This is a genomic window from Acidovorax sp. DMC1 (assembly GCF_056314325.1).
The window spans coordinates 94,107-115,526 of the sequence record NZ_JBQUYO010000001.1 but is presented as its reverse complement, the minus strand read 5'-3'; the positions used below and the strand labels follow the sequence as shown (position 1 = coordinate 115,526).

Sequence of the window (21,420 nt, the reverse complement as noted above, 5' to 3'; positions counted from 1 at the left end):
TGGTTGCGAGTTACCCCTTTTTGGAGTGCGGTCCTGACCGGAGACCCCGGGCAGGCCCCTGTCTCTAAAATCCCCCCCTTTTTCGTTTTCAACACAAGGAGATCCCTATGAAGAAACATTTGCTCGCGGTTGCCGTGACCGTCTTGGCTGCTGGCAGCGTATTTGCCCAGGCCAATGACACTCTGGCCAAGATCAAGGCCTCCGGCAGCGTGACGCTCGGCGTGCGCGAGTCTTCGGGTCTTTCGTACACGCTGGGCAACGGCAAGTACGTGGGTTTCCACACCGAAATGGGTGAAATCGTCCTGCATGACATCCAGAAGCAGCTGGGCCTGGCCAAGCTGGACATCAAGTACCAGCCCGTGACCTCGCAGAACCGCATCCCCCTGGTGACCAACGGCACCGTGGACCTGGAGTGCGGCTCCACCACCAACAACGCCGCCCGCCAGAAGGACGTGGCTTTTGCTGTGACCACCTACGTGGAAGAAGTGCGCACCGTGGTGAAGGCCAACTCGGGCATCAACTCCATCAAGGACCTGAACGGCAAGACCGTGGCCACCACCACCGGTACGACCTCCGTGCAGACGCTGCGCAAGCACGAACGTGCTGGCGGCATCGACTTCAAGGAAGTGTTCGGCAAGGACCACGCTGACAGCTTCCTGATGCTGGAAACCGGCCGCGCTGACGCGTTCGTGATGGACGGCTCCATCCTGGCTGCCAACATCTCCAAGTCCAAGAACCCCGCCGACTACAAGATCGTCGGCGAAGTTCTGAGCGTGGAACCCATCGCCTGCATGCTGCGCAAGGACGACCCTGCCTTCAAGAAGGCCGTGGACGATTCCATCAAGCGCCAGATCGCTGATGGCTCGCTGGCCAAGCTGTACGACAAGTGGTTCATGCAACCCGTGCCACCGACCAACACCAAGATCGGTCTGCCCATGTCTGAAGCCACCAAGGCAGCCTGGGCCAACCCCAACGACAAGCCCATGGAAGACTACGCCAAGAAGTAATCTTCGCAACGCTTGTGCCCCTTCGGCCAACCGGTTTGAAGGGGCTTTTTTGTTGGGTGGGCCAAGGGTGGCGCCCAACGCATAACCAAAATTTGAAGGGGTGCTCCTATGAGTTGGGATTGGCAGGTGTTCTGCCAGGACACCATGGACCGGGAAGTCGTGCAAAGCTGCTTTGGCAAGGGCGGCGACATCACGTACCTGGACTGGATGCTGTCGGCCTGGGGCTGGACCGTGTCCGTTTCGCTGCTGGCGCTGCTGCTGGCACTTGTGTTGGGTTCCATCATCGGTACGCTGCGCACGTTGCAGGACCGTCCGATGATCGTTCGGCTGGGTAATGCCTGGGTCGAGCTGTTTCGCAATATTCCGCTGCTGGTGCAGATTTTCCTCTGGTACCACGTGCTGCCCACCTTGTTCCCGGTGCTGCGCGGCGTGCCCGGTTTTGCGCTGGTGGTGTTGGCGTTGGGTTTCTTTACCTCGGCGCGTATCGCCGAGCAGGTGCGCTCGGGCATTCAGGCCCTGCCACGCGGCCAGCGTTACGCCGGCATGGCCATGGGGTTCACCACGTTCCAGACTTACCGCTATGTGCTGCTGCCCATGGCGTTTCGCATCATCATTCCGCCGCTGACCAGCGAGACGATGAACATCTTCAAGAACTCGTCCGTGGCGTTTGCCGTGTCGGTGGCCGAACTCACCATGTTCGCCATGCAGGCGCAGGAAGAAACCTCGCGCGGCATCGAGGTGTACCTGGCGGTGACTACGCTGTACATCCTCTCGGCGTTTGCCATCAACCGCATCATGGCCTTCATTGAAAAGCGTGCGCGCATCCCGGGCATGGTCGTGAGTGGCGCGGCCGGAGGGGGGCATTGATATGAATCTCGATTTCTCCTTCTACAACTGGGACCTGATCTCCAACTTCGTGCTCAAGGGGCTGTATTTCAGCCTGATCCTCACGCTGGTGGCGACCGTGGGCGGTGTGCTGTTCGGCACCGTGCTGGCGCTCATGCGCCTTTCGGGCAAGAAGTGGCTGGATGTGCCTGCCACCATCTACGTCAACGGCATGCGCTCCATCCCGCTGGTGATGGTGATCCTGTGGTTCTTCCTGCTGGTGCCGGCCATCATCGGCCGCCCCATCGGCGCAGAAGTGTCTGCCGTCATCACCTTCATCGCCTTTGAAGCGGCGTACTTCAGCGAAATCATGCGCGCGGGTATCCAGTCCATCCCGCGCGGCCAGGTGTATGCAGGCCAGGCGCTGGGCATGACCTACGGCCAGAACATGAAGCTGGTGGTGCTGCCCCAGGCGTTCCGCAACATGCTGCCCGTGCTGCTCACGCAGACCATCATCCTGTTCCAGGACACGTCGCTGGTCTACGCCATTGGTGCCTACGACATGCTCAAGGGCTTTGAAGTGGCAGGCAAGAACTTTGGCCGCCCCATCGAGGCTTACCTGGCCGCCGCCGTGCTGTACTTTGTGATGTGCTACGCGCTGTCCTGGATGGTCAAGCGCCTGCACCAGAAGATCGCGATCATCCGCTGATCGACGCTGGTGCAAAAGAGATTGGATTGAGGAAAAAGAAATGATCGAACTCAAGAACGTATCCAAGTGGTATGGCCCGGTGCAGGTGCTCAACGAGTGCTCGGCCACCATCAACAAGGGTGAAGTGGTGGTGGTGTGCGGCCCGTCGGGCTCTGGCAAGTCCACGCTCATCAAGACCATCAATGCGCTCGAACCCTTCCAGAAGGGTGAGATCACGGTCGATGGCGTGAAGCTGCACGACCCCAGCACCAACCTGCCCAAGCTGCGCAGCCGCGTGGGCATGGTGTTCCAGCACTTCGAGCTGTTCCCCCACCTGTCGGTGACGGACAACCTGACCATTGCACAGATCAAGGTGCTCGGCCGCAGCGCGGACGACGCCAAGAAGCGCGGCCTCAAGATGCTGGAGCGTGTGGGCCTGATTGCGCACAAGGACAAGTTCCCCGGCCAGCTCTCGGGCGGCCAGCAGCAGCGAGTGGCCATCGCGCGCGCTCTCTCCATGGACCCCATCGTGATGCTGTTCGACGAACCCACGTCGGCGCTCGACCCCGAAATGGTCGGCGAAGTGCTGGACGTGATGGTGGGCCTGGCCAACGAAGGCATGACCATGATGTGCGTGACCCACGAAATGGGCTTTGCGCGCAAGGTGAGCAACCGCGTGATCTTCATGGACGTGGGCGGCAAGATCCTGGAAGACTGCTCGAAGGACGAGTTCTTCAACAACCCCGATGCGCGCCAGCCCCGCACCAAGGACTTTCTCAACAAGATCCTGCAGCACTGAACGCTGCCTTGCACTCCGCGTCGTACGGCGCGGTGCCAATAAAGAGCGCTCCTCGGAGCGCTTTTTATTTATGACCCCCCGGTTGCTGGAGACACGTGCTGCGTGGGCTAGCGCTTGCCCCTTCGACCGGCGGGCGAAGGGCCTTCCACGATGAGCTGGGACTCAAAATCCGTCCACAGGTCGTCGCGCCGTTTCAGCGCTTCGGACACCGCCTTGTGCCGCAGCTGCGCCACGGCCGACACCAACGCATTGCACAGGAAGAACGCGGCGGTGTACGAGTCAAACGGCGACGCGTTGGACGTGCGCACCTGCAGCCGGTGGTGGGACAGCGCGGCCAAGGGCGCAGCGGCGCTGTCGGTGATGGCCAGCACCTGGGCGCCCGCGTCGCGAAAGCGCTGCGCCACTTTCACCGGCCCGCTCGCGTAGCGGCGAATGCTGAAGACCAGCAGGGCGTCCTCAGGCTGAATCCACAGCAGCTGGTCGGTGGCGTCCACCGCGCCAGCCCCCAGCTCGTGCACGCCGGGGCGGCACATGTTCAGGTGCAGCGCCAGCCAGGCGGCCACCGGGGCGCTGTTGATCTGCGCCAGCACAAAAATGCGGCCCTTGCCCTGCGCGATGCGCGCCACCATGGCCTCGAAGGCCGCCATGTCCAGCCCATCGCGTGTGGTGGTGAGGTTGTGCTGGTCGTGCAGCAGCGCATCGTCCACGCACTGCTGCAGGCTGCGCCGGGTGCCGATGGTGACGGGGGCACGCTGCCCGGCCGTTTGCAGCAGGGCGGTGACCTCGGCCCGCGCCTCGCGCTGCGCCTCGGCATAGCTGCCGTAGCCCAGCTTGGCAAACAGCCGCACCACGGTCGACGCACTGGTGCCTGTGCGGGCCGCGAGGGCCGTGGCGGACTCCAGCAGGGCATGGGGGTAGTCACGCCCCAGCGCCTCGGCCAACGCACGTTCGCTGGCGGTCAGGTCGGCGTCCTGGCGGGCCAGCCGCTCGGTCAGCAAGGCGGTGGATTCCTGCAATGATGATTTCATAAAATACTCAATCGTGCAAAATACGTTGCAAAACCCGGAGTCGCATGCAACACTGCGACCCAAATTTTGCCCCCACCCGGGCATTGTCCAAGGACAAAGATGCTCAATACCCCGAACGAAAGCCGACTGCCGGTGCATGCTCAGGTGCTGGACTGGCTGGCCCGGCAGCAGCAGGCCATGCAAGACCTGTTGCAAAAAGTGGTCAACATCGAGAGCGGCAGCCGCAATGAAGCGGGCGTGACGGCGGTGGCGCATGCTTTGGCCGAGCGCCTGCAGGCGGCCGGTGTGCCCGTGCAGTTCGAGCCCGTGCCCGGCTATGGCGTGCTGCTGCACGCGCAGGTCAACCCGGCAGAGGGCGCTGCAGCCGATGGCGCACCCATCATCCTCATGGGGCACATGGATACGGTGTTTCCCGATGGCACGGTGGCCAAGCGCCCCTACCGCGAAGAAGCGGGGCGCGCCTATGGCCCCGGCGTGGCCGACATGAAGTCGGGCCTGGTGCTCAACGTGTTTGTCGCCGAGGCCTTTGCACGCTGCGGTGGGCTGAAGGCCCCGCTGCACCTGTTCTTCTCGTGCGACGAAGAGGTCGGATCGCCCGCCACGCGCGATCTCATCATGGCCCGCGTGCGGGGCGCGCGTGCGGTGTTCAATGCCGAGCCCGGCCGCGTGAGCGGCAACGTGGTCACCAGCCGCAAGGGCTCGATGGTGGTGGAATTCGAGGTGCAGGGCGTGGCCGCACATGCGGGCATCAACCACGCCGCAGGCGCCAGCGCCATTGACGCCCTGGCGCGCAAGACCCTGGCGCTGCACGCGCTGACCGACACTGCCACGGGCATCACCTGCAACGTGGGCGTGGTGCAGGGCGGCATCGTGCCCAACATGGTGGCCCCTCACGCGCGCGCCGAGGTGGACTTGCGCTTCACGGCCGACACCAACCCCGACGACCTGCTGGAGCGCGTGCGCGCCATCGTCGAAGATGAATGCGTGCCCCGCACCCAGGGCCGCATCACCACCACGCGCCGCACCCTGCCCATGAAGCCCACCCCGGACGATCTGCTGGCGCTGTACCAGCAAGGCGCGCGGTCGCTGGGCTTTGAGGTGCAGGGTGAGTTCACTGGCGGCGCGGCCGACAGCGGCCTGACCGCATCGGTGGGCGTGCCCACGCTGTGCGCCACGGGCCCGGTGGGCGGACATGCACACACCGAACGCGAGTACTGCGAGCTGGCCACCTTTGTGCCACGCGCGCAGGCCGTAGCGCTGGCCGTACTGGCACACCCCTGATTTTTTGTACCTTCCCGCCCCATTTTTAGTTCTTTGATCGTCATGCACACCACACCTTCCCGCCGCCACCTCCTGACCACTGGCCTGGGTCTCGCAGGCCTTGCTGCATTGCCCGCCCTGGCGCAGGACAAATTCCCTTCGCGCCCGATCACGCTGGTGGTGCCGTTCCCGCCCGGCGGGTCGGTGGACATCATGGCGCGCCAGTATTCCGAGCCGCTGTCGCGCGTGCTGGGCGTGCCCATCGTGGTGGAAAACCGCGCGGGCGCCGGGGGCTCGGTGGGCGCGCAGTATGTGGCGCGCTCCAAGGCCGACGGCTACACCCTGGTGGTCTCGTCGCAAAGCAGCCACCTGGCCAACCCGCTCACCCAGCCCAAGATCGGCTACGACCCCATCAAGGACTTTGAAAACATCGCCATCCTGGGCCGCCAGCCCAATGCCCTGGTGGTGCATAGCAGCCTGCCCTTCAAGACCTTCAAGGAGTTCATTGACTACGCCAAGAAGAACCCCGGCAAGCTCAACTACGGCAGCGGCGGCGTGGGCAGCATGGGCCAGCTCAATGTGGAGATGCTCAAGGTCTCCACGGGCGTGTTCACCACGCACATTCCCTACCGTGGGGGCACGCCGCTGATCACGGGCGTGCTGGGCAATGAGGTGCAGTTCATCCTCGACAACCTGGTCATCATGCTGCCGCACATCCAGGCGGGCAAGGTGCGCGCCCTGGCCGTGGCCGCCGACCAGCGCCTGCCGCAGCTGCCCGACGTGCCCACCATGGCCGAGGTGGGCCACCCCGAGCTGAACCTTACCTCCTGGACCGGTCTGGCCGCCCCGGCCGGCACGCCCGAGGCTGTGGTGCAGACCCTGTACAAGGCCGTGCGCCAGGTGGCCACGTCGCCCGCCATGGTGGCCAACCTCAAGGACCGTGGCGTGATCGTGCCGGAAGAGATGCCGCCCGCTGCGTTCGAAAAGATGATGGCCGACCGCATGGTGAAGTTCGGCGCAGTCGTCAAACGCGCGGGCATCACAGCCGAATAAACCGGTCCACCTGCCCGTAGCGCGCCGGTTTTGAACGATTTTGCTCGGTAGCGCCACGCTCATATGTCTCGATAGCTATGAAAATGAGAGCGTTTGGGAGCCTCTTGCTCACAATGGGACAATCACGCCCATGACCGCAGCCCCCCAAACCCTCACCATCACCCGCCCCGACGACTGGCACCTGCATGTGCGCGACGGCGAGCCTCTGCACACCGTCGTGCCGCACACCGCCGCCCAGTTCGGCCGCGCGATCATCATGCCCAACCTGCGCCCACCGGTCACCACGGCCGAGCAGGCCCTGGCGTATAAGCAGCGCATCCTGGCCGCCGTGCCCGCAGGCATGAGCTTCGAGCCGCTGATGACGCTGTACCTCACCGACAACCTGCCGCCCGAAGAAATCGTGCGCGCCAAGGCCGCCGGCGTGGTGGCCTGCAAGCTCTACCCCGCAGGCGCTACCACCAACAGCGATGCGGGCGTGACCGACATCCGCAAGACCTATAAAACGCTCGAAGCCATGCAGAAGGCCGGCATGCTCCTGCTGGTGCATGGCGAGGTGACCAGCAGCGACATCGACCTGTTCGACCGCGAGGCCGTGTTCATCGAGCAGCAGCTCATCCCGCTGCGCCGCGACTTCCCCGAGCTGAAGATCGTCTTCGAGCACATCACCACCAAGGACGCGGCCGACTACGTGATGCAGGCCGACCGCTTCACGGCCGCCACCATCACCGCGCACCACCTGCTGTACAACCGCAACGCCATCTTCATCGGCGGCGTGCGGCCCCACTACTACTGCCTGCCCGTGCTCAAACGCGAAACGCACCGCGTGGCCCTGGTGCAGGCCGCCACCAGCGGCAGCAGCAAGTTCTTTCTGGGCACCGACAGCGCACCGCACCCCGCGCACCTCAAGGAGCACGCCACCGGCTGCGCGGGCTGCTACACCGCCCACGCCGCCATCGAGATGTATGCCGAGGCATTCGACAACGCCGGTGCGCTCGACCAGCTCGAAGGTTTTGCCAGCTTCCACGGACCGGACTTCTACAGCCTGCCGCGCAACACCGGCACCATCACCCTGCGCCGCGAGTCGTGGACACCGCCCGACAGCTTTGCGTTTGGCGAGGCCGAACTCAAGCCCCTGCGCGCCGGTGAAGCCCTGCCGTGGCGGCTGGTGTAAGTCAGCCTTTCGACGCCATCGACTGGAGCGCTCCCTGGCTGGCGCCGTGGCGCGCCCTGGGCCAACCCCTGGCCCAGCAGCTGCTGCAGGATGACCCATCGGTGCACCAGACATTGCAGACCGCAGCGCCACAGGCTGCCCCGGTGGTCTTCGTGCCCCAGTCCGACCTGCCCGAAGGCACCGCCTACGAGCAGTACATCTGGGACACCCGCCGGGTGCCCACGCGCGACAACCTGCACGACTTCTTCAACGGCCTGGTCTGGCTGCAGTTTCCGCGCACCAAGCGGCGCCTGAACCAGCTGCAGGCCCAGGCCATCGCCGCCGATGGCGTGCAGGCCGTGCGCGGGCCGCTGCGCGATGCCGTCACGGTGTTCGATGAAAACGGCGCATTGCTGCAGGCGCCCGATGCCCTGTGGGATGCGCTCCGGGCGCGGGACTGGCAGCGTCTGTTCATCGACCTGCGCCCGCTGTGGGCCGAGGCCCGGCTGGTGCTGTTCGGGCACGCACTGCTCGAAAAGCTGGTTTCTCCGCGAAAACCCATGGTGACGCACGTTTTTCATGCGCCAGTAGCTATTAATTTCATAGCAGATATGGATGGGTGGCTGGCCGATCAGGTAGAAGCCTCGGCATGGTCCACCAAGCCCTTCACGCCGCTGCCGGTGCTGGGCGTGCCCGGCTGGTGGCCTGCCAACGAGGCGCCGGGCTTCTATGACGATGCGCAGGTGTTCCGGCCCTTGCGCGCAGCGCCTGTGCCGTAATTCCCGCCAAGCCTTGTGTGATAAGGCCTTGGCCGGGGTTTGCACCTACCATAGCGCGATGCAATCGCGGCCATGGGGCGGGTGCCGTTGTCACCCAGGGTGGCGGCGCTTGAAGCGCGGCCCCCGGCCCCCATCTGAGCCAGCAAACACTTGTTGTTGTTTACCCCACGGAGAAACCATTCCATGAAGCGGATCCTTTTGTTTGTGATGACCAACCTGGCCGTCGTTGTCGTGCTGGGGGTGGTGGCCAGCCTGCTGGGCGTCAACCGCTACCTCACGGCCAACGGCCTGAACCTGGGCGCGCTGCTGGGCTTCGCCCTGGTCATGGGTTTTGGCGGCGCGATCATCTCGCTGCTCATCAGCAAGCCCATGGCCAAGTGGACCTCGGGCGTGCGCGTGATCGACGGCTCCGGCTCGCCCGACGAGCGCTGGATCGTCGAGACCGTGCGCAAGTTCGCCGACCAGGCCCAGATCGGCATGCCCGAAGTCGGCATCTTTGAAGGCGACCCGAATGCCTTTGCCACGGGCGCGTTCAAGAACTCGGCGCTGGTGGCCGTGTCCACCGGCCTGCTGCAGGGCATGACGCGCGAAGAGGTCGAGGCCGTGATCGGCCATGAGGTGGCCCACATCGCCAATGGCGACATGGTGACCATGACGCTGATCCAGGGCGTGATGAACACCTTTGTGGTGTTCCTGTCGCGCGTCATTGGCTACGCGGTGGACAGCTTTCTGCGCAAGAACGACGAGAACAGCTCGGGCCCTGGCATCGGCTACTACGTGACCACCATCGTGCTCGACATCGTGCTGGGCTTTGTGGCCGCGATGATCGTGGCCTGGTTCAGCCGCCAGCGCGAGTTCCGCGCCGATGCAGGCGCTGCCCAGCTGATGGGCCGCCGCCAGCCCATGATCAACGCGCTGGCCCGCCTGGGCGGCATGCACCCCGGCGAGCTGCCCAAGAGCGTGGCCGCCATGGGCATTGCCGGTGGCATTGGCAAGCTGTTCAGCACCCACCCGCCCATCGAAGAGCGCATTGCTGCGCTGCAAAACGCCCAGCAGCAATAACCCGCTGCAGGCGCTGCGCCTGACCGACCCGAGGGCCGCCACAGTCTTGCACTGTGGCGGCTTTTTTTGTGGGTGTGCGGGCGGCTGTTGGGCGGCTGTTGCTTTGGCGCTCCGGCAGGGTGGGGCCTGTTGTGGGCCGGCTCAAGGACTTGTAACCTTTTGTCGATACATTCCCAACGCCTGCCACCCTGAACGGTAGGCCCGCGTTGTCCCATTCACCCTCACGAGAGCCTCCCATGTCCATCTCCCACGCACGTGTTGCCGTCCGCCTGGCCCTGGCTTTTGGTGTGGTCTGCCTCGTCATGTCCCTGTCGGCGGCGGTGGGCATCTGGCGGCTGGCCGGGCTGCAGGACATTGCGGACGACCTGGGCGGTGCGTCGTCCGAGCGCGCGCTGCTGGCGCGGGAGCTGCACGCCATCGTGGTGCTCAGCTCCGCCCGCGCCGAAACGCTGCTGGAGATCGACAACAACCCCGACTACGCGGCGCGCATCGACGCCGACCGCAAGACCACGTCAGCCCGCTCGTCCGAAGTGCGCAAGCGCCTGGACGAGCTGGCGGCAGACCCGGAATCCCAGGCCTTGTTCGATGCCATCGACAAGGCCGGCAACGGCTTTCGCACGGTGCGGGACGACCTCGTCAAGCGCCGCAAGGCGGGAGAGGCTTTGCCGCCCGACGCCATTGCCAAGCAGCTGCGTCCTGCGGCAGACGCCTACGCCGCTGCCGTGGACAAGCTGGCCGAATACCAGCGCCAGCGTGTGGCCGAAGCGCGTGCCGCTGCCGCCCGCAGCGAAAGCCAGGGCATCACGCTGCTGGCGGCGGGCTCGTTGGTGGGCTTGCTGCTGAGCCTGGCCTGTGCCTGGCTGCTGTCGCGCTCCATCCTGCAGCCCCTGGCCCATGCGTCCGAGGTGACCGACCGCATTGCCGAAGGCGATCTCACTTCCCCCGTGCCCGCGCCGCAGGCGGGCAACCGCGACGAGCTGCAGGCCCTGCTGGCGCGCCTGGGGGGCATGCAGGCGCGGCTGGCCGAGCTGGTGGTGGGCATGCGCCAGGCCAGCACGTCGGTGGCCGGGGCCAGCAGCGAGATCGCGGCGGGCAACAGCGACCTGTCGGCCCGCACCGAGCAGACGGCCTCCAACCTCGAAGAGATCGCCGCCAGCATGGAAGAACTGCTGGCCACCGTGCGCCACAGCGCCGACGCCGCTGCGCAGGCCAGCACCCTGGCCGCCGGTGCCAGCAGCGTGGCCCAGCGCGGGCGCGAGGCGGTGGACCGCGTGGTGGGCACCATGGATGGCATTGCCCTGTCGTCACGCCGCATTGCCGACATCACCAGCGTGATCGATGGCATTGCCTTCCAGACCAACATCCTGGCACTGAACGCGGCCGTAGAAGCAGCCCGTGCGGGCGAGCAGGGTCGGGGCTTTGCGGTGGTGGCCAGCGAAGTGCGCAGCCTGGCCCAGCGCTCTGCCACGGCAGCCAAGGAGATCGGTGGGCTCATCAGCGACAGCGTGCGGCAGGTGGACGAGGGCACGCAGCTGGTCCACGCCGCTGGCGGCACCATGGGCGAGATCGTGCAGTCCGTGCAGCAGGTGGCCACCATCATTGGCGAGATCAGCACCGCCGCCCGCGAGCAGACCACAGGCCTGAGCCAGGTGGGCGAGGCGGTCTCGCAGCTCGACCAGATGACCCAGCAGAACGCCGCGCTGGTCGAGGAGTCGTCCGCCGCTGCTCAAGGCCTGCGCGTGCAGGCGCAGCAACTGGCCGAGCTGGTGGAGGCCTTCCGCCTGCCTGCAGCCGCTGGGGGCCAGAAGGCGTTGCGGTAAGCCTGCCGGTCAGGTGCGTGTCACCATCAGCCTCAGCCAAGGCCAGTAGGTTAGCGCAAAGACCACCAGCAGGATCACCCCGGTCAGCGTGATCACGATGCCGGTGCGCACGAAGTCGTGCGCGTCAAAGGTGTCGGTGCCGTAGGCGATCATGTTCTGCGGCGCGTTCACCGGCAGGATGAAGCCAAAGCTCACCACGAACTGCAGGATCATCGTCATGCCCACGATGTTGATGCCAGGCGTCTGCACGGTGGACAGCACGCTGATGACGATGGGAATCATGGTGGACGCCAGCGCCGTGGCGCTGGCAAAGCCCAGGTGAATGACGATCAGGAACGCGGACAGCAGCATCAGGATGGCAAAGGCCGATGCCATCTGCAGGCCCAGGTGGCCCACGATGAGCTGGGCCAGCCATCCCGCCGCCTTGGTCTGCAGCAGCGCAGAGCCCACGCTGATGCCCACCGCGAACAGCACCACCGTGCCCCACGGAAAACCCTTTTGCGACTGCTTCCAGTCCATCACGCCGATGCGCGGAAACAGCATCAATGCCACGGCCGCAAGGGTGGTGGAGGTGGTGTCAAAGTCGTGCAGCACTTTCTCGGTCGACCAGAACCCCAGCAGCACCAGCACCACGGCCAGCAGCTTCCACTGGTTCAGCGTCATCGGGCCCAGTTCGGCCAGCTGCTGCCGAATGGTCTCCTGCCCGCCCGCAATTTCCTTCATCTCGGGCTTCATCATGCGCGTCATGATGAAGAACAGCGCGACCGTCATCAGGGCTGCAAACGGGGCGGCTGCCACAAACCATTCGCCCCAGGTGATCTGCGCACCGAGCTGCTTTTCGATGAAGCCGATGGCCACCATGTTCTGCGCGGCGGCGGTCTTGACGCCCACGTTCCAGATGCTGGCTGTCTGCGCCGTGGTGATGACCAGCAGCGCGGCAAAGCGGCTCTTGCGGTCTACCTTGAAGGCCAGCACAAAGCCCATCATGATCGGCATCAGGCAGGCCACGCGCGCCGTGGTGCTGGGCACGATGAACGACAGCAGAAAGCCCACCACCATGGCCCCGATCACGATGTGGTGGGTTTGGGCGCCGACCTTGGACAGCACCGTGAGCGCGATGCGCCGGTCGAGCCCCGTGGCGGTCATCGCCGACGCAATGAAACACGCGGCAGCGACCAGCGCCACGGCGCTGTTGGCAAAGCCCGAGAGTGCGAGGTTCAGCGCCGCGCCCGTGCCCATGTCCGCGCCATCGGGTTTGGCCACGCTGGGTGCGTAGGCCAGCAAGAACACCATCAGCGCGGCGATCACCACCGCACTCACCGAGTATTCGAGCGCTTCGGTCATCCAGACGATCACCGCGAACGCGAGGATGGCCAGCATGGTCTGCCCCGCTACGGGCAAGCCGGCCGGGGTGGGCAAGGCCAGCACGGCCAGCAGCGCCACCAGGGCGCCGAGCAGGCCGAGCCGCTTGGCGAGGCTCGCCGATGCAGGGGCAGGGGCCGGGGATGTGGTCGGTGCGGCAGTGGACATGGGGTGGCTCCGGTGAAGACGCGCTGGGCGCGAACCCTTGCGCCGCGCGTGCGAATGCATGGCCGGCCCAAGGGCTTCCAGTGTTGCGCGCTGTCCGCTGCGGGTGTTGATTCAGGTCAAGGAGGAACGGTGGTGGGGCCGCGTTCGCAGCGGGGCGGAGAGGCTGCTGCGTCTCATGCCCCCACATCCACCCGCCAGCGCCTGCGCGGCGCGCGCAAGGCGTGGCGCTTGCGGTACTCCCCCGGTGCCATGCCGGTGTAGCGCACAAAGATGCGGCGGAACGCGGCGGGGTCGCTGTAGCCGCAGGCCACCGCAATGCTGGGCACACTCTCCAGCGTCACCTCCAGCAGCACTTTGGCGCGTGCACAGCGCAGGCTGTGCAGGTGGTCCAGCGGCGACTGCGACAGCTCCTGCTGAAAGTGCCGCAGCAAGGTGCGCGGGCTCACCGCCGCTGCCTCCGCCAGCCGGGCTAGCGAGTACGGCTCGTCCAGATGGTTCTCCATCCAGGCCATGGCACGGGCCAGGGTGCTGTCGCGCGTGGCGGGGATGTGTTGCTGCGCGTTGGCCTGCAGCGCGGCGCGGCCGCGGTCGTGGTCGGGCCGCAGCACGCTGGCGCAGGTCTGGGCCAGCGCATCGCCCAGCGCATGGCGCACCAGGGCAATCGCCATCTCACCCAGGCTGTGGGGCAGCGCGCAGCTGAGCCAGAGGCCGTCATCGCTCAGGTCGTGGCCAGCGTCCAGCACCACCTCGGGAAAGTCTCGCTCAAACCCGGCCAGGTAGAACCACGGCAGGCAGCCGCGGCGGCCCTGCAGGCGCCCGCTCTGCGCCGCTAGCCAGGCACCATTGCCCACGGTAAGCACCTTGTGCCCGGCGTCCAGCGCAATGCCGATCTGGCGCGAGAGGGCTCGATGGCGCGCCGCCACATCGCGGATGGCCGGGATGTCGGCCGCGTGGAACGAGGGGATGAGCCAGGCCTGTGCGGGGCCGTCGGCCGGCGCCGCCGTGGGCTGCGTGTAGGCCGCCAGCGGGCCCGGCTGGTGCGGCAGGGGCTGGCCCTGGGCATCCAGCAGCCGCCAGGCCAGGCGGGGCGAGCCTGCACCACCTCGCAGGCCGGCCAGCAGGTTGGCGCCGCGCAAGAGGTCGATGAACTGCAGTGCGTTGCCCACCGCTGATTCGGGCAGCAGCGGGATGTCGATGCGAAAAACCGGTGCCGTCGCAGACAGGACAGAAGAACGGGGCATGGCGATATTGGCTCTGTGGATGGCCATTTTCGCTTGACTGCAGCGTGGGGTGGACTCTTAGCATGAACGTGCTTTTTTTTGCTGCGTTCCCTTTTGTTTTCACTTCCTGCACGGATCTGCCTCATGCACAAACCCCTCTCTGCCATCTCGCTGGCCACCGGCCTGCTTCTTAGCGGGCTCACGTTCGCATCGTCCGCCCAGGCCCAGGCCCTGGATGCCGCCGGCCTGCAGGCCATCGACGCCGCCGTGACGGCCGTGGCGCCCAAGATGGTCAACTGGCGCCGCGACATCCATGCCCACCCCGAACTCTCGGGCCAGGAAGTGCGCACCGCCAAGCTGGTGGCCGAGCACCTGAAGAAGTTGGGCATGGAGGTGCAGACCGGCGTGGGCGGCACCGGCGTGGTGGGCACGCTCAAGGGTGGCTTGCCCGGCAAGGTGGTGGCCCTGCGCGCCGACATGGACGCACTGCCCGTGCTGGAGAACACGGGGCTGCCTTTTGCCAGCAAGGCCAAGGCCAACTACCTGGGCAAGGAAGTGCCCGTGATGCACGCCTGCGGCCACGACGCCCACACCGCCATGCTGATGGGCGCAGCCGAGGTGCTGGCGGGCATGAAGGCCCAGCTGCCCGGCACGGTGAAGTTCATCTTCCAGCCCGCCGAAGAGGGTGCGCCGGTGGAGCCCGACGCCAGCGGTAAGGTGCCCAGCTTTGGCGCCAAGGCCATGATCGAAGCCGGTGCGCTCAAGGACGTGCAGGCCATCTACGGCCTGCACATCACCTCCAACCTGCCCGGCGGCGTGGTGGGCTACCGCAGCGGCCCGCTGATGGCCGGGTCGGACAACATCACCATCCATGTGGAAGGGCGCGGCGGCCATGGCTCGTCGCCCTGGGCCACCATCGACCCCATCGTCGCCGCCAGCCAGGTGGTGATGGGCCTGCAGACCGTGGTGAGCCGCCAACTCAACATCAGCCAGGAACCGGCCGTGGTCACCATCGGCCAGATCCAGGGCGGCACGCGCTACAACATCATCCCCGACAAGGTCGAGATGCTGGGCACGCTGCGCACGTTTGACGAAGACATGCGCCAGGAAGCGCTCAAGCGCATCACCACCACGGCCGAGTCGATCGCTGCTGCCAGCGGCGCCAAGGCCAGCGTGCGTTTTGGCCCCGTGGCCTACCCCGTGACTACCAACCCCGCGCAGGTCACGCAGGCTTCGCTGCCCGCGCTGAACCTGGCGATGGGCGGCAAGACCATGGTGATTCCGAAGGTCGCTGGGTCAGAGGACTTCTCGGAGTTCCAGAAGGTTGTGCCGGGCTTCTTCTACTTCCTGGGCGCGCCGCCCAAGGGCAAGGAGTTTGCCAAGGCCCCGCCCAACCACTCTGCACTGTTCGACATCGACGAAGAGCAGCTGCCCACCGGCGCACGTAGCCTGGCCGCGCTGGCGGTGGACTTCCTGCAGCGTAAGTAGTAAGCAGCGAAAAGAAGACGGGCGCCGTGCGGCTCAGGCCGCGCGGTGGGGTCGGGCCAGCCGGCGCCCGATGAGCAGGCGAAACGGCAGCAGCAGCGCCACCCCCAGCCCCAGCTTCACGCCCAGGTCCCCCAGCGCCCAGGTGATCCACGGGTCGCTGGTGCCTGCAAACGCAATGCTCCAGAACACGGCGGTGTCCAGCACCGCCGCGAGCAGTGTGGCTACCAGCGGCGCGCGCCACCAGGTGCCGTGGCGCAGACGGTCAAACACGCTGATGTCCAGCCACTGCGAGAGCAAAAACGCCGTGCCCGACGCGATGGCAATGCGCACCGGCGCCAGCACCAGCGAGGCCGCCACGGCCACCGCAAACCCCACCCACGCCACCCGTCGCGCCTGCTGCGGGCCATGGGCGCGGTTCACCAGCTCGCTGACCAGAAAGGCCACCGGGTAAGTGATGGCACCCCAGGTGAGCCAGTCATTGAGCGGGAACTGGACGAGGATGTTGGACGCCAGCACCACGGCGGCCATGGCCAGGGCCGCTGCTGCAAACTGCGGCAGGCTGGGCGACCGCATCATGCGGCCGCGCCGAGCAGGCTGCGCGCCACGGCTTCACCGACCTTGATGCCATCCACGCCCGCCGACAGAATGCCGCCCGCGTAGCTGGCGCCTTCGCCCGCCGGGTACAGCCCCGGTGTGTTCAGGCTTTGCAGGTTCTCGCCGCGCCCGATCTTGAGCGGCGACGAGGTGCGTGTCTCCACGCCCGTCAGCACCGCGTCGTGCATGTCAAAGCCCTTGATCTTGCGGCCGAACACGGGTAGCGCCTCGCGCAGGGCCTCGATGGCATAGCCGGGCAGGGCGGCGTGCAGGTCGCCCAGGGCCACGCCGGGCTTGTACGAGGGCTCCACGCTGCCCAGCTGGGTCGAAGGCTTGCCCGCAATGAACTCGCCCACCAGTTGGCCCGGTGCGCTGTAGTCGCGCCCGCCCAGCACAAAGGCATTCGATTCCAGCTGGCGCTGCAGCACGCTGCCCGACAGGGGGTGGAACTGCCCGGCGGGCAGGGCCTCCACGCCATAGGTCTGGCCCAGGTGGGTTTCAAACGCCTGCGCGTCCTGCGGGTAATCGCGGGGGTCGATGCCCACCACCATGCCCGCATTGGCATTGCGCTCGTTGCGCGAATACTGGCTCATGCCGTTGGTCACCACGCGGTGGGGCTCGCTGGTAGCGGCCACCACCGTGCCGCCGGGGCACATGCAGAAGCTGTACACCGCGCGGCCATTGGCGGCGTGGTGCACCAGCTTGTAGTCGGCTGCGCCCAGCAGCGGGTGGCCTGCGTGGCGGCCCCAGCGGGCGCGGTCGATCACGCCCTGCGGGTGCTCGATGCGGAAACCGATGGAAAACGGCTTGGCCTCCATGGCCACGCCACGCTGGTACAGCATGGCAAAGGTGTCGCGCGAGCTGTGGCCCAGCGCCATCACCACATGGTCGGCGCGCAGCTCGGTGGTCTCGCCCGTGGCCTGGTTGAGCACCTTCAGGCCGCGCAGGTGGCGCGCACCGCCTGTGCCTTCGATGACCACATCCGTCACGCGTTGCTCAAAGCGGATCTCGCCGCCCAGCGCAATGATCTGTTCGCGCAGGTTTTCCACCACCTTCACCAGCTTAAAGGTACCGATGTGCGGGTGGGCGACATACAGGATTTCTTCGGGCGCACCGGCTTTGACGAACTCGTTCATCACCTTGCGGCCCAGGTGGCGCGGGTCCTTGATCTGGCTGTAGAGCTTGCCGTCGCTGAACGTGCCGGCGCCGCCTTCGCCAAACTGCACGTTGCTTTCGGCATGCAGCTCACGCTTGCGCCACAGGCCCCAGGTGTCCTTGGTGCGTTCGCGCACGGTCTTGCCGCGCTCCAGCACAATGGGCTTGAAGCCCATTTGCGCCAGCACCAGCGCCGCAAAAATGCCGCAGGGCCCAAAGCCCACCACCACGGGGCGCAGGGGCAGGTCGGCAGGCGCCTGGCCCACGGGGTGCCAGGCCATGTCGGGCGTGGGCTGGATGTGTGGGTTGCCAGCAAACTTTGCGAGTAGCGCGGCTTCGCGTTCAGGCTGGGCCAGCGTGATGTCCACGATGTAGACCGCCAGCAGGTCGGCCTTGCGCGCGTCAAAGCTGCGCTTGAAGACGTGCAGGTGGGCGATGTCGGCGTCGGAGATGCCCAGGATGTGGGTGACAGCGGCGCGCAGGGGCGCCTCGGGGGCTTCGGCAGCGGTGAACGGCAGCCGGATTTCGGAGAGTCGGATCATGGTCTTGCGGGCCCGTGTCGATCGGGCGAAAAGCAATGGCGTGGGGCAGGGATGATACGGGGTCTGCGCAGCGGGCGGAACCCCGTCGGCCTGTGCAACCGGGGTGTGGTAGGCGCTGGCTATATAAAAATGATAGCAATCAAGGCATGATGCACTAGCGCATCCGGCGGTTTTGGCTGAATTTTTGTTGTCAGGACGTGTTTAGGCGTCCTGGGCAGGCCGCTGGCGCCAGCGCACCTCGGCCACACCCAGTGCCACGGCCGCCAGCAGCAGCGGCCCAAAGTAGTACAGCGCCCGGTAGGCCAGCAGTGCCGCCAGCACCTGTTCCTGTCCCAATGTATCGTTGGCCAGCAGCGCCACGCCCACGGCCTCCAGCACGCCCAGGCCTGCAGGCACGCGCAGCACCAGCCCGGCCACGGCCCCCAGCAGCACCGTGGCCAGTGCGGCGGGGTAGGGCACCTGGTGTTGCAGCACCGTCCACAGTGCCGCGCCCATCAGCATCCAGTTGGTGGCCGATGCCGCGATTTGCCACAGCGCCACGGGCCAGCGCGGCAGTGGAAAAGCGTGGCCCCGCAGCGTGATTGCACGGCCTCTGCGCACCGCGCACAGTGCCAGGTAAACCAGCGGCAAGCAGCCCAGCACCGTGCCGCCCAGGCGCCACTGCCAAGGCGTTACTGCCCACCCGGCCACCGCTGGCGGCTGCCAAATCCACGCCAGCACCCCGGCCAGTAGCAGGTAGCCCACCCAGTTGGTCACGATGCTGGTGCCCACCACCTGGCCGATGGTGCCGGGGTCCACGCCGCGCCGGTCGTACAGCCGGTAGCGCACGCCCACGCCGCCGATCAGCGAGCCCAGGTTGAGCGTGAACGGATAGCTCGTCATGGCGATGGCCAGGGTGGTACTACGCGGCAGGCGATGGCCGCTGCAATGGCGGCCCACCCAGTCAAAGCTGCCGTAGGTGAAGTGGCTCAGCAGAGCCAGTGCGCCGCCCAGCGCCAGTGCGGCGGTGGGCAGATCGCGCAGCGCCTGCAGCACGGCGGGCCAGTCCACCGTGCGCGCCTGCCGAAAGATCAGCGCGGCCACCACCGCAAAGAAGGCGATGGCAACCCCCCGGGTGAGCCAGGGCCACCATGCCTGCTGCGGCCAGTGGCGCCAGCCGCTGGTGGCGTGCCGGTTGCTGCCCACCTGGGTGTCTGCGTGCAGCGTCGGGGTGGCCATGGGGTACGCCTGCCCGCTCAGGTGGCGGGGCTGCCTGCGGGCTCAGGGGCACCCGGGTTGGCGAGCGTGATGTTGGGCTCGTGCCGGGGCAGCCAGCCCGCCCAGGCGGGGAACCAGCGCAGCAGGTGGAACACCGCATAGCTGCGCAGCAGGCGCAGGCCGTTCCAGCGGCTCGGCGCTGTGGCTTCGACCTGCTTGCAGCTGTGCTCCATCAGGTGCGACAGGCGCCGGTGCAGGTGGGCGTTGAAGGCGCGGTCCTGGATGATCACATTGGCCTCCAGGTTCAGCGACAGGCTCAGCGGGTCGAGGTTGCTGGAGCCCACGGTGGACCAGTCCTCGTCCACCAGCGCCACCTTGCCGTGCAAAGGGCGGTCGCAGTATTCGTACACCCGCACCCCTGCGCGCTGCAGGTGGTCATACAGCAGGCTGGCTGCCGTCTTGACGATGGGCATGTCGGGCTGGCCTTGCAGGATGATGCGCACATCCACCCCCCGTTTTGCGGCGCGCCGCATCTCTCGGATGAAGCGGTAGCCGGGGAAGAAGTAGGCATTCGCAATCACCACCCGGCTGCGCGCTGCGCGCAGGGCCACGCGGTAGTGGCGCTCGATGTCGTTGGTGTGCTGCTGGTTGTCGCGTGTCACGAACATGGCGTGAGCTGTACCCGCGTGCGGGCGCCCGGTGATGCCGGCGGCCTGGTGGCGCTTGCGGTCCTGGCGTCTGAGCACCGCGTCGCGGGTGAAGTGGTGCATCTGCGCCACGATGGGTCCGCGCACCTGCACGGCGTAGTCCTGCTTCGCCTCGGGGCCAAAGTCGGCCACATGGTCGGCCGAGTAGTTGATGCCGCCGATGAACCCCAGGTGCCCGTCCACCACCACGATCTTGCGGTGCATGCGGCGCAACATATTCAGCCGCTGGCCCAGGAAGCGGCGGCCCGGGTCAAAGATGCGAAAGTGCACGCCCGCCTCCACCAAGCTGCCGACAAACCGGTCTGACAGGTCGGGTGAGCCAAAGCCGTCCACCAGCACGTGTACCTCCACACCCCGCTGGGCGGCCGCCAGCAGCGCCGCGTGCAGCTGCTGGCCGATCTTGTCCTCGAACAGGATGAAGGTCTCCAGCATCACCTCGCGCCGGGCGTCGGCAATGGCCTGGAACACGCGGGGAAAGAACTCCTCGCCGTTTTCTAGCAACTCAAAATGGTTGCCGGGCACCCAGCGCGAGGACCGGGGTGCGCGCAGGGCGCGGGGCGTGCTGAAGGCAGGGCGTTTCATAGCAGGATCTCCGCAGCCAGGGGCGCATGGTCCGAGAGCTTGTCCCACGGCTTCTTGGGCAGCGTCAGCGGCGAGTGCACGGTGGCGTTGCGCACATAAATGCGGTCAAGCGCCAGCAGCGGCATCGCCGCGGGAAACGTGCGCACCGCCCGGCCAAAGGCCTGCACAAACACCTCCTGCAAGCCCGCTTCGCGGTGCAGGATGTCGTGTGCGCGGTGGCGCCAGTCATTGAAATCCCCAGCCAGCACCACAGCCTCATTGGCGGGAAAGCTGTTGACCAGATCGCATACGCGGCGCAGCTGGTGCTGCCGGTGCGCCTCTTGCAGGCCCAGGTGCACACAGACTGCGTGCACGGGCAGATGGTGCCCCGGGGGCTGCAGCACGCAGTGCAGCATCCCGCGCCGCTCGGGCCCGCTCACCGAGATGTCGTGGTTCTCGTAGTGCGTGATCGGAAACTTGGACAACAGCGCATTGCCATGGTGGCCGTTGTCGTAAACCGCATTGCGCCCGTAGGCGTACTGCGACCAGAGGGAGTCGGCCAGAAACTCGTAGTGCGGCACCTGCGGAAAGTTGGCGAACCGGCTGGCATGCCGGTGGTGCGTGCCCAGCACTTCTTGCAAGAACACCAGGTCCGCCGCCACGTCGCGCACGGCCTCGCGCAGTTCATGCAGCATGAAGCGCCGGTTGAAGGTGGTGAAGCCCTTGTGCACGTTCACGGTGAGCACCTTGAACGCAATAGGCTGAGAGTCTGTCGCGGAGTTCGGGGCCATGGGCAGTTGCAATCGTTGGAAGGGGCTCCGGCGAAGCCACCGCAAAGGTGGGCCGGTGCGAAGCTTGATTGTTCTGGCCCGAGCGCGTAACCGCTGTAGGACGGCTGGCCGTAGCCTTGTGCTGCGCAGCCCAAAAAAAAGGGCCCCGAAGGGCCCTGGTGACA

The 21,420-nt window shown here is 66.4% G+C and carries 19 protein-coding genes; 11 read left to right on the top strand and 8 right to left on the bottom strand.

The genetic code is table 11. The features are described 5' to 3' along the window. Positions 1-107 precede the first annotated feature (107 nt). The 4 genes from ACT531_RS00510 (at position 108) to ACT531_RS00495 (ending at position 3,319) form a co-directional block, all read left to right on the top strand. On the top strand, positions 108-1,007 hold the full coding sequence (locus ACT531_RS00510) for an amino acid ABC transporter substrate-binding protein (protein ID WP_476016111.1): 900 nt from the start codon (positions 108-110) through the stop codon (positions 1,005-1,007). Positions 1,008-1,115: 108 nt separating this feature from the next. Next, complete coding sequence (locus ACT531_RS00505; RefSeq protein ID WP_015012502.1) at positions 1,116-1,874, top strand: amino acid ABC transporter permease; 759 nt, start codon at positions 1,116-1,118, stop codon at positions 1,872-1,874. A gap of 1 nt (position 1,875) precedes the next feature. Beyond that, positions 1,876-2,541, top strand: a complete 666-nt coding sequence (locus ACT531_RS00500) for an amino acid ABC transporter permease (RefSeq protein ID WP_015012503.1) — start codon at positions 1,876-1,878, stop codon at positions 2,539-2,541. 40 nt (positions 2,542-2,581) lie between these two features. Continuing rightward, on the top strand, positions 2,582-3,319 hold the full coding sequence (locus tag ACT531_RS00495) for an amino acid ABC transporter ATP-binding protein (protein ID WP_015012504.1): 738 nt from the start codon (positions 2,582-2,584) through the stop codon (positions 3,317-3,319). Positions 3,320-3,426: 107 nt separating this feature from the next. Here ACT531_RS00495 and ACT531_RS00490 read toward each other — a convergent pair whose 3' ends face one another. Next, positions 3,427-4,347: a MurR/RpiR family transcriptional regulator gene (locus tag ACT531_RS00490; protein ID WP_309826671.1), complete on the bottom strand. Its 921-nt coding sequence runs from the start codon at positions 4,345-4,347 to the stop codon at positions 3,427-3,429. Between the two features lie 99 nt (positions 4,348-4,446). On the opposite strand from ACT531_RS00490, the gene ACT531_RS00485 reads away from it, so the two are divergent. The 6 genes from ACT531_RS00485 (at position 4,447) to ACT531_RS00460 (ending at position 11,471) form a co-directional block, all read left to right on the top strand. Next, the gene (locus tag ACT531_RS00485) at positions 4,447-5,628 is read left to right on the top strand and encodes a M20 family metallopeptidase (protein WP_476016110.1); all 1,182 of its coding nucleotides are present in this window, start codon (positions 4,447-4,449) and stop codon (positions 5,626-5,628) included. A gap of 42 nt (positions 5,629-5,670) precedes the next feature. Next, positions 5,671-6,660 carry a Bug family tripartite tricarboxylate transporter substrate binding protein gene (locus ACT531_RS00480; protein WP_291434582.1) on the top strand — a complete coding sequence of 330 codons (990 nt, stop codon included), beginning with the start codon at positions 5,671-5,673 and terminating at the stop codon, positions 6,658-6,660. 130 nt (positions 6,661-6,790) lie between these two features. Next, a complete protein-coding gene (gene pyrC / locus ACT531_RS00475; protein WP_209816211.1) occupies positions 6,791-7,831 on the top strand; it encodes a dihydroorotase in 1,041 nt (346 codons plus the stop codon). Then, positions 7,816-8,589, top strand: coding sequence for a DUF3025 domain-containing protein (locus ACT531_RS00470; RefSeq protein ID WP_476016109.1), 774 nt, complete (start codon positions 7,816-7,818; stop codon positions 8,587-8,589). Before pyrC ends, ACT531_RS00470 begins: the two co-directional genes overlap by 16 nt. A 183-nt stretch (positions 8,590-8,772) precedes the next feature. Further along, positions 8,773-9,651, top strand: coding sequence for a protease HtpX (gene htpX / locus ACT531_RS00465; RefSeq protein WP_060983910.1), 879 nt, complete (start codon positions 8,773-8,775; stop codon positions 9,649-9,651). 236 nt (positions 9,652-9,887) lie between these two features. Beyond that, positions 9,888-11,471, top strand: coding sequence for a methyl-accepting chemotaxis protein (locus tag ACT531_RS00460; RefSeq protein ID WP_110961421.1), 1,584 nt, complete (start codon positions 9,888-9,890; stop codon positions 11,469-11,471). Between the two features lie 9 nt (positions 11,472-11,480). Here the strand turns inward: ACT531_RS00460 and ACT531_RS00455 are convergent, their stop codons facing one another. After that, a complete protein-coding gene (locus ACT531_RS00455; RefSeq protein ID WP_476016108.1) occupies positions 11,481-13,001 on the bottom strand; it encodes a DASS family sodium-coupled anion symporter in 1,521 nt (506 codons plus the stop codon). 173 nt (positions 13,002-13,174) lie between these two features. Beyond that, complete coding sequence (locus ACT531_RS00450) at positions 13,175-14,242, bottom strand: GlxA family transcriptional regulator (RefSeq protein WP_476016107.1); 1,068 nt, start codon at positions 14,240-14,242, stop codon at positions 13,175-13,177. A gap of 123 nt (positions 14,243-14,365) precedes the next feature. Here ACT531_RS00450 and ACT531_RS00445 point away from each other — a divergent pair, with 123 nt between their 5' ends. After that, positions 14,366-15,709 carry an amidohydrolase gene (locus tag ACT531_RS00445; protein WP_476016106.1) on the top strand — a complete coding sequence of 448 codons (1,344 nt, stop codon included), beginning with the start codon at positions 14,366-14,368 and terminating at the stop codon, positions 15,707-15,709. 33 nt (positions 15,710-15,742) lie between these two features. On the opposite strand, the gene ACT531_RS00440 is transcribed toward ACT531_RS00445, so the two are convergent. From ACT531_RS00440 to ACT531_RS00420, 5 genes are all read right to left on the bottom strand, one after another. Then, entirely contained in the window at positions 15,743-16,285 is a 543-nt protein-coding gene (locus ACT531_RS00440; protein WP_476016105.1) for a VUT family protein, read from the bottom strand. After that, the gene (locus tag ACT531_RS00435; protein WP_476016104.1) at positions 16,282-18,000 is read right to left on the bottom strand and encodes an NAD(P)/FAD-dependent oxidoreductase; all 1,719 of its coding nucleotides are present in this window, start codon (positions 17,998-18,000) and stop codon (positions 16,282-16,284) included. Before ACT531_RS00435 ends, ACT531_RS00440 begins: the two co-directional genes overlap by 4 nt. Before the next feature lie 201 nt (positions 18,001-18,201). Beyond that, positions 18,202-19,218, bottom strand: a complete 1,017-nt coding sequence (locus ACT531_RS00430; RefSeq protein WP_476016103.1) for a lysylphosphatidylglycerol synthase transmembrane domain-containing protein — start codon at positions 19,216-19,218, stop codon at positions 18,202-18,204. A gap of 17 nt (positions 19,219-19,235) precedes the next feature. Beyond that, entirely contained in the window at positions 19,236-20,486 is a 1,251-nt protein-coding gene (gene clsB, locus ACT531_RS00425; RefSeq protein WP_476016102.1) for a cardiolipin synthase ClsB, read from the bottom strand. After that, a complete protein-coding gene (locus ACT531_RS00420) occupies positions 20,483-21,256 on the bottom strand; it encodes an endonuclease/exonuclease/phosphatase family protein (RefSeq protein WP_015012519.1) in 774 nt (257 codons plus the stop codon). Before ACT531_RS00420 ends, clsB begins: the two co-directional genes overlap by 4 nt. Positions 21,257-21,420 lie beyond the last annotated feature (164 nt).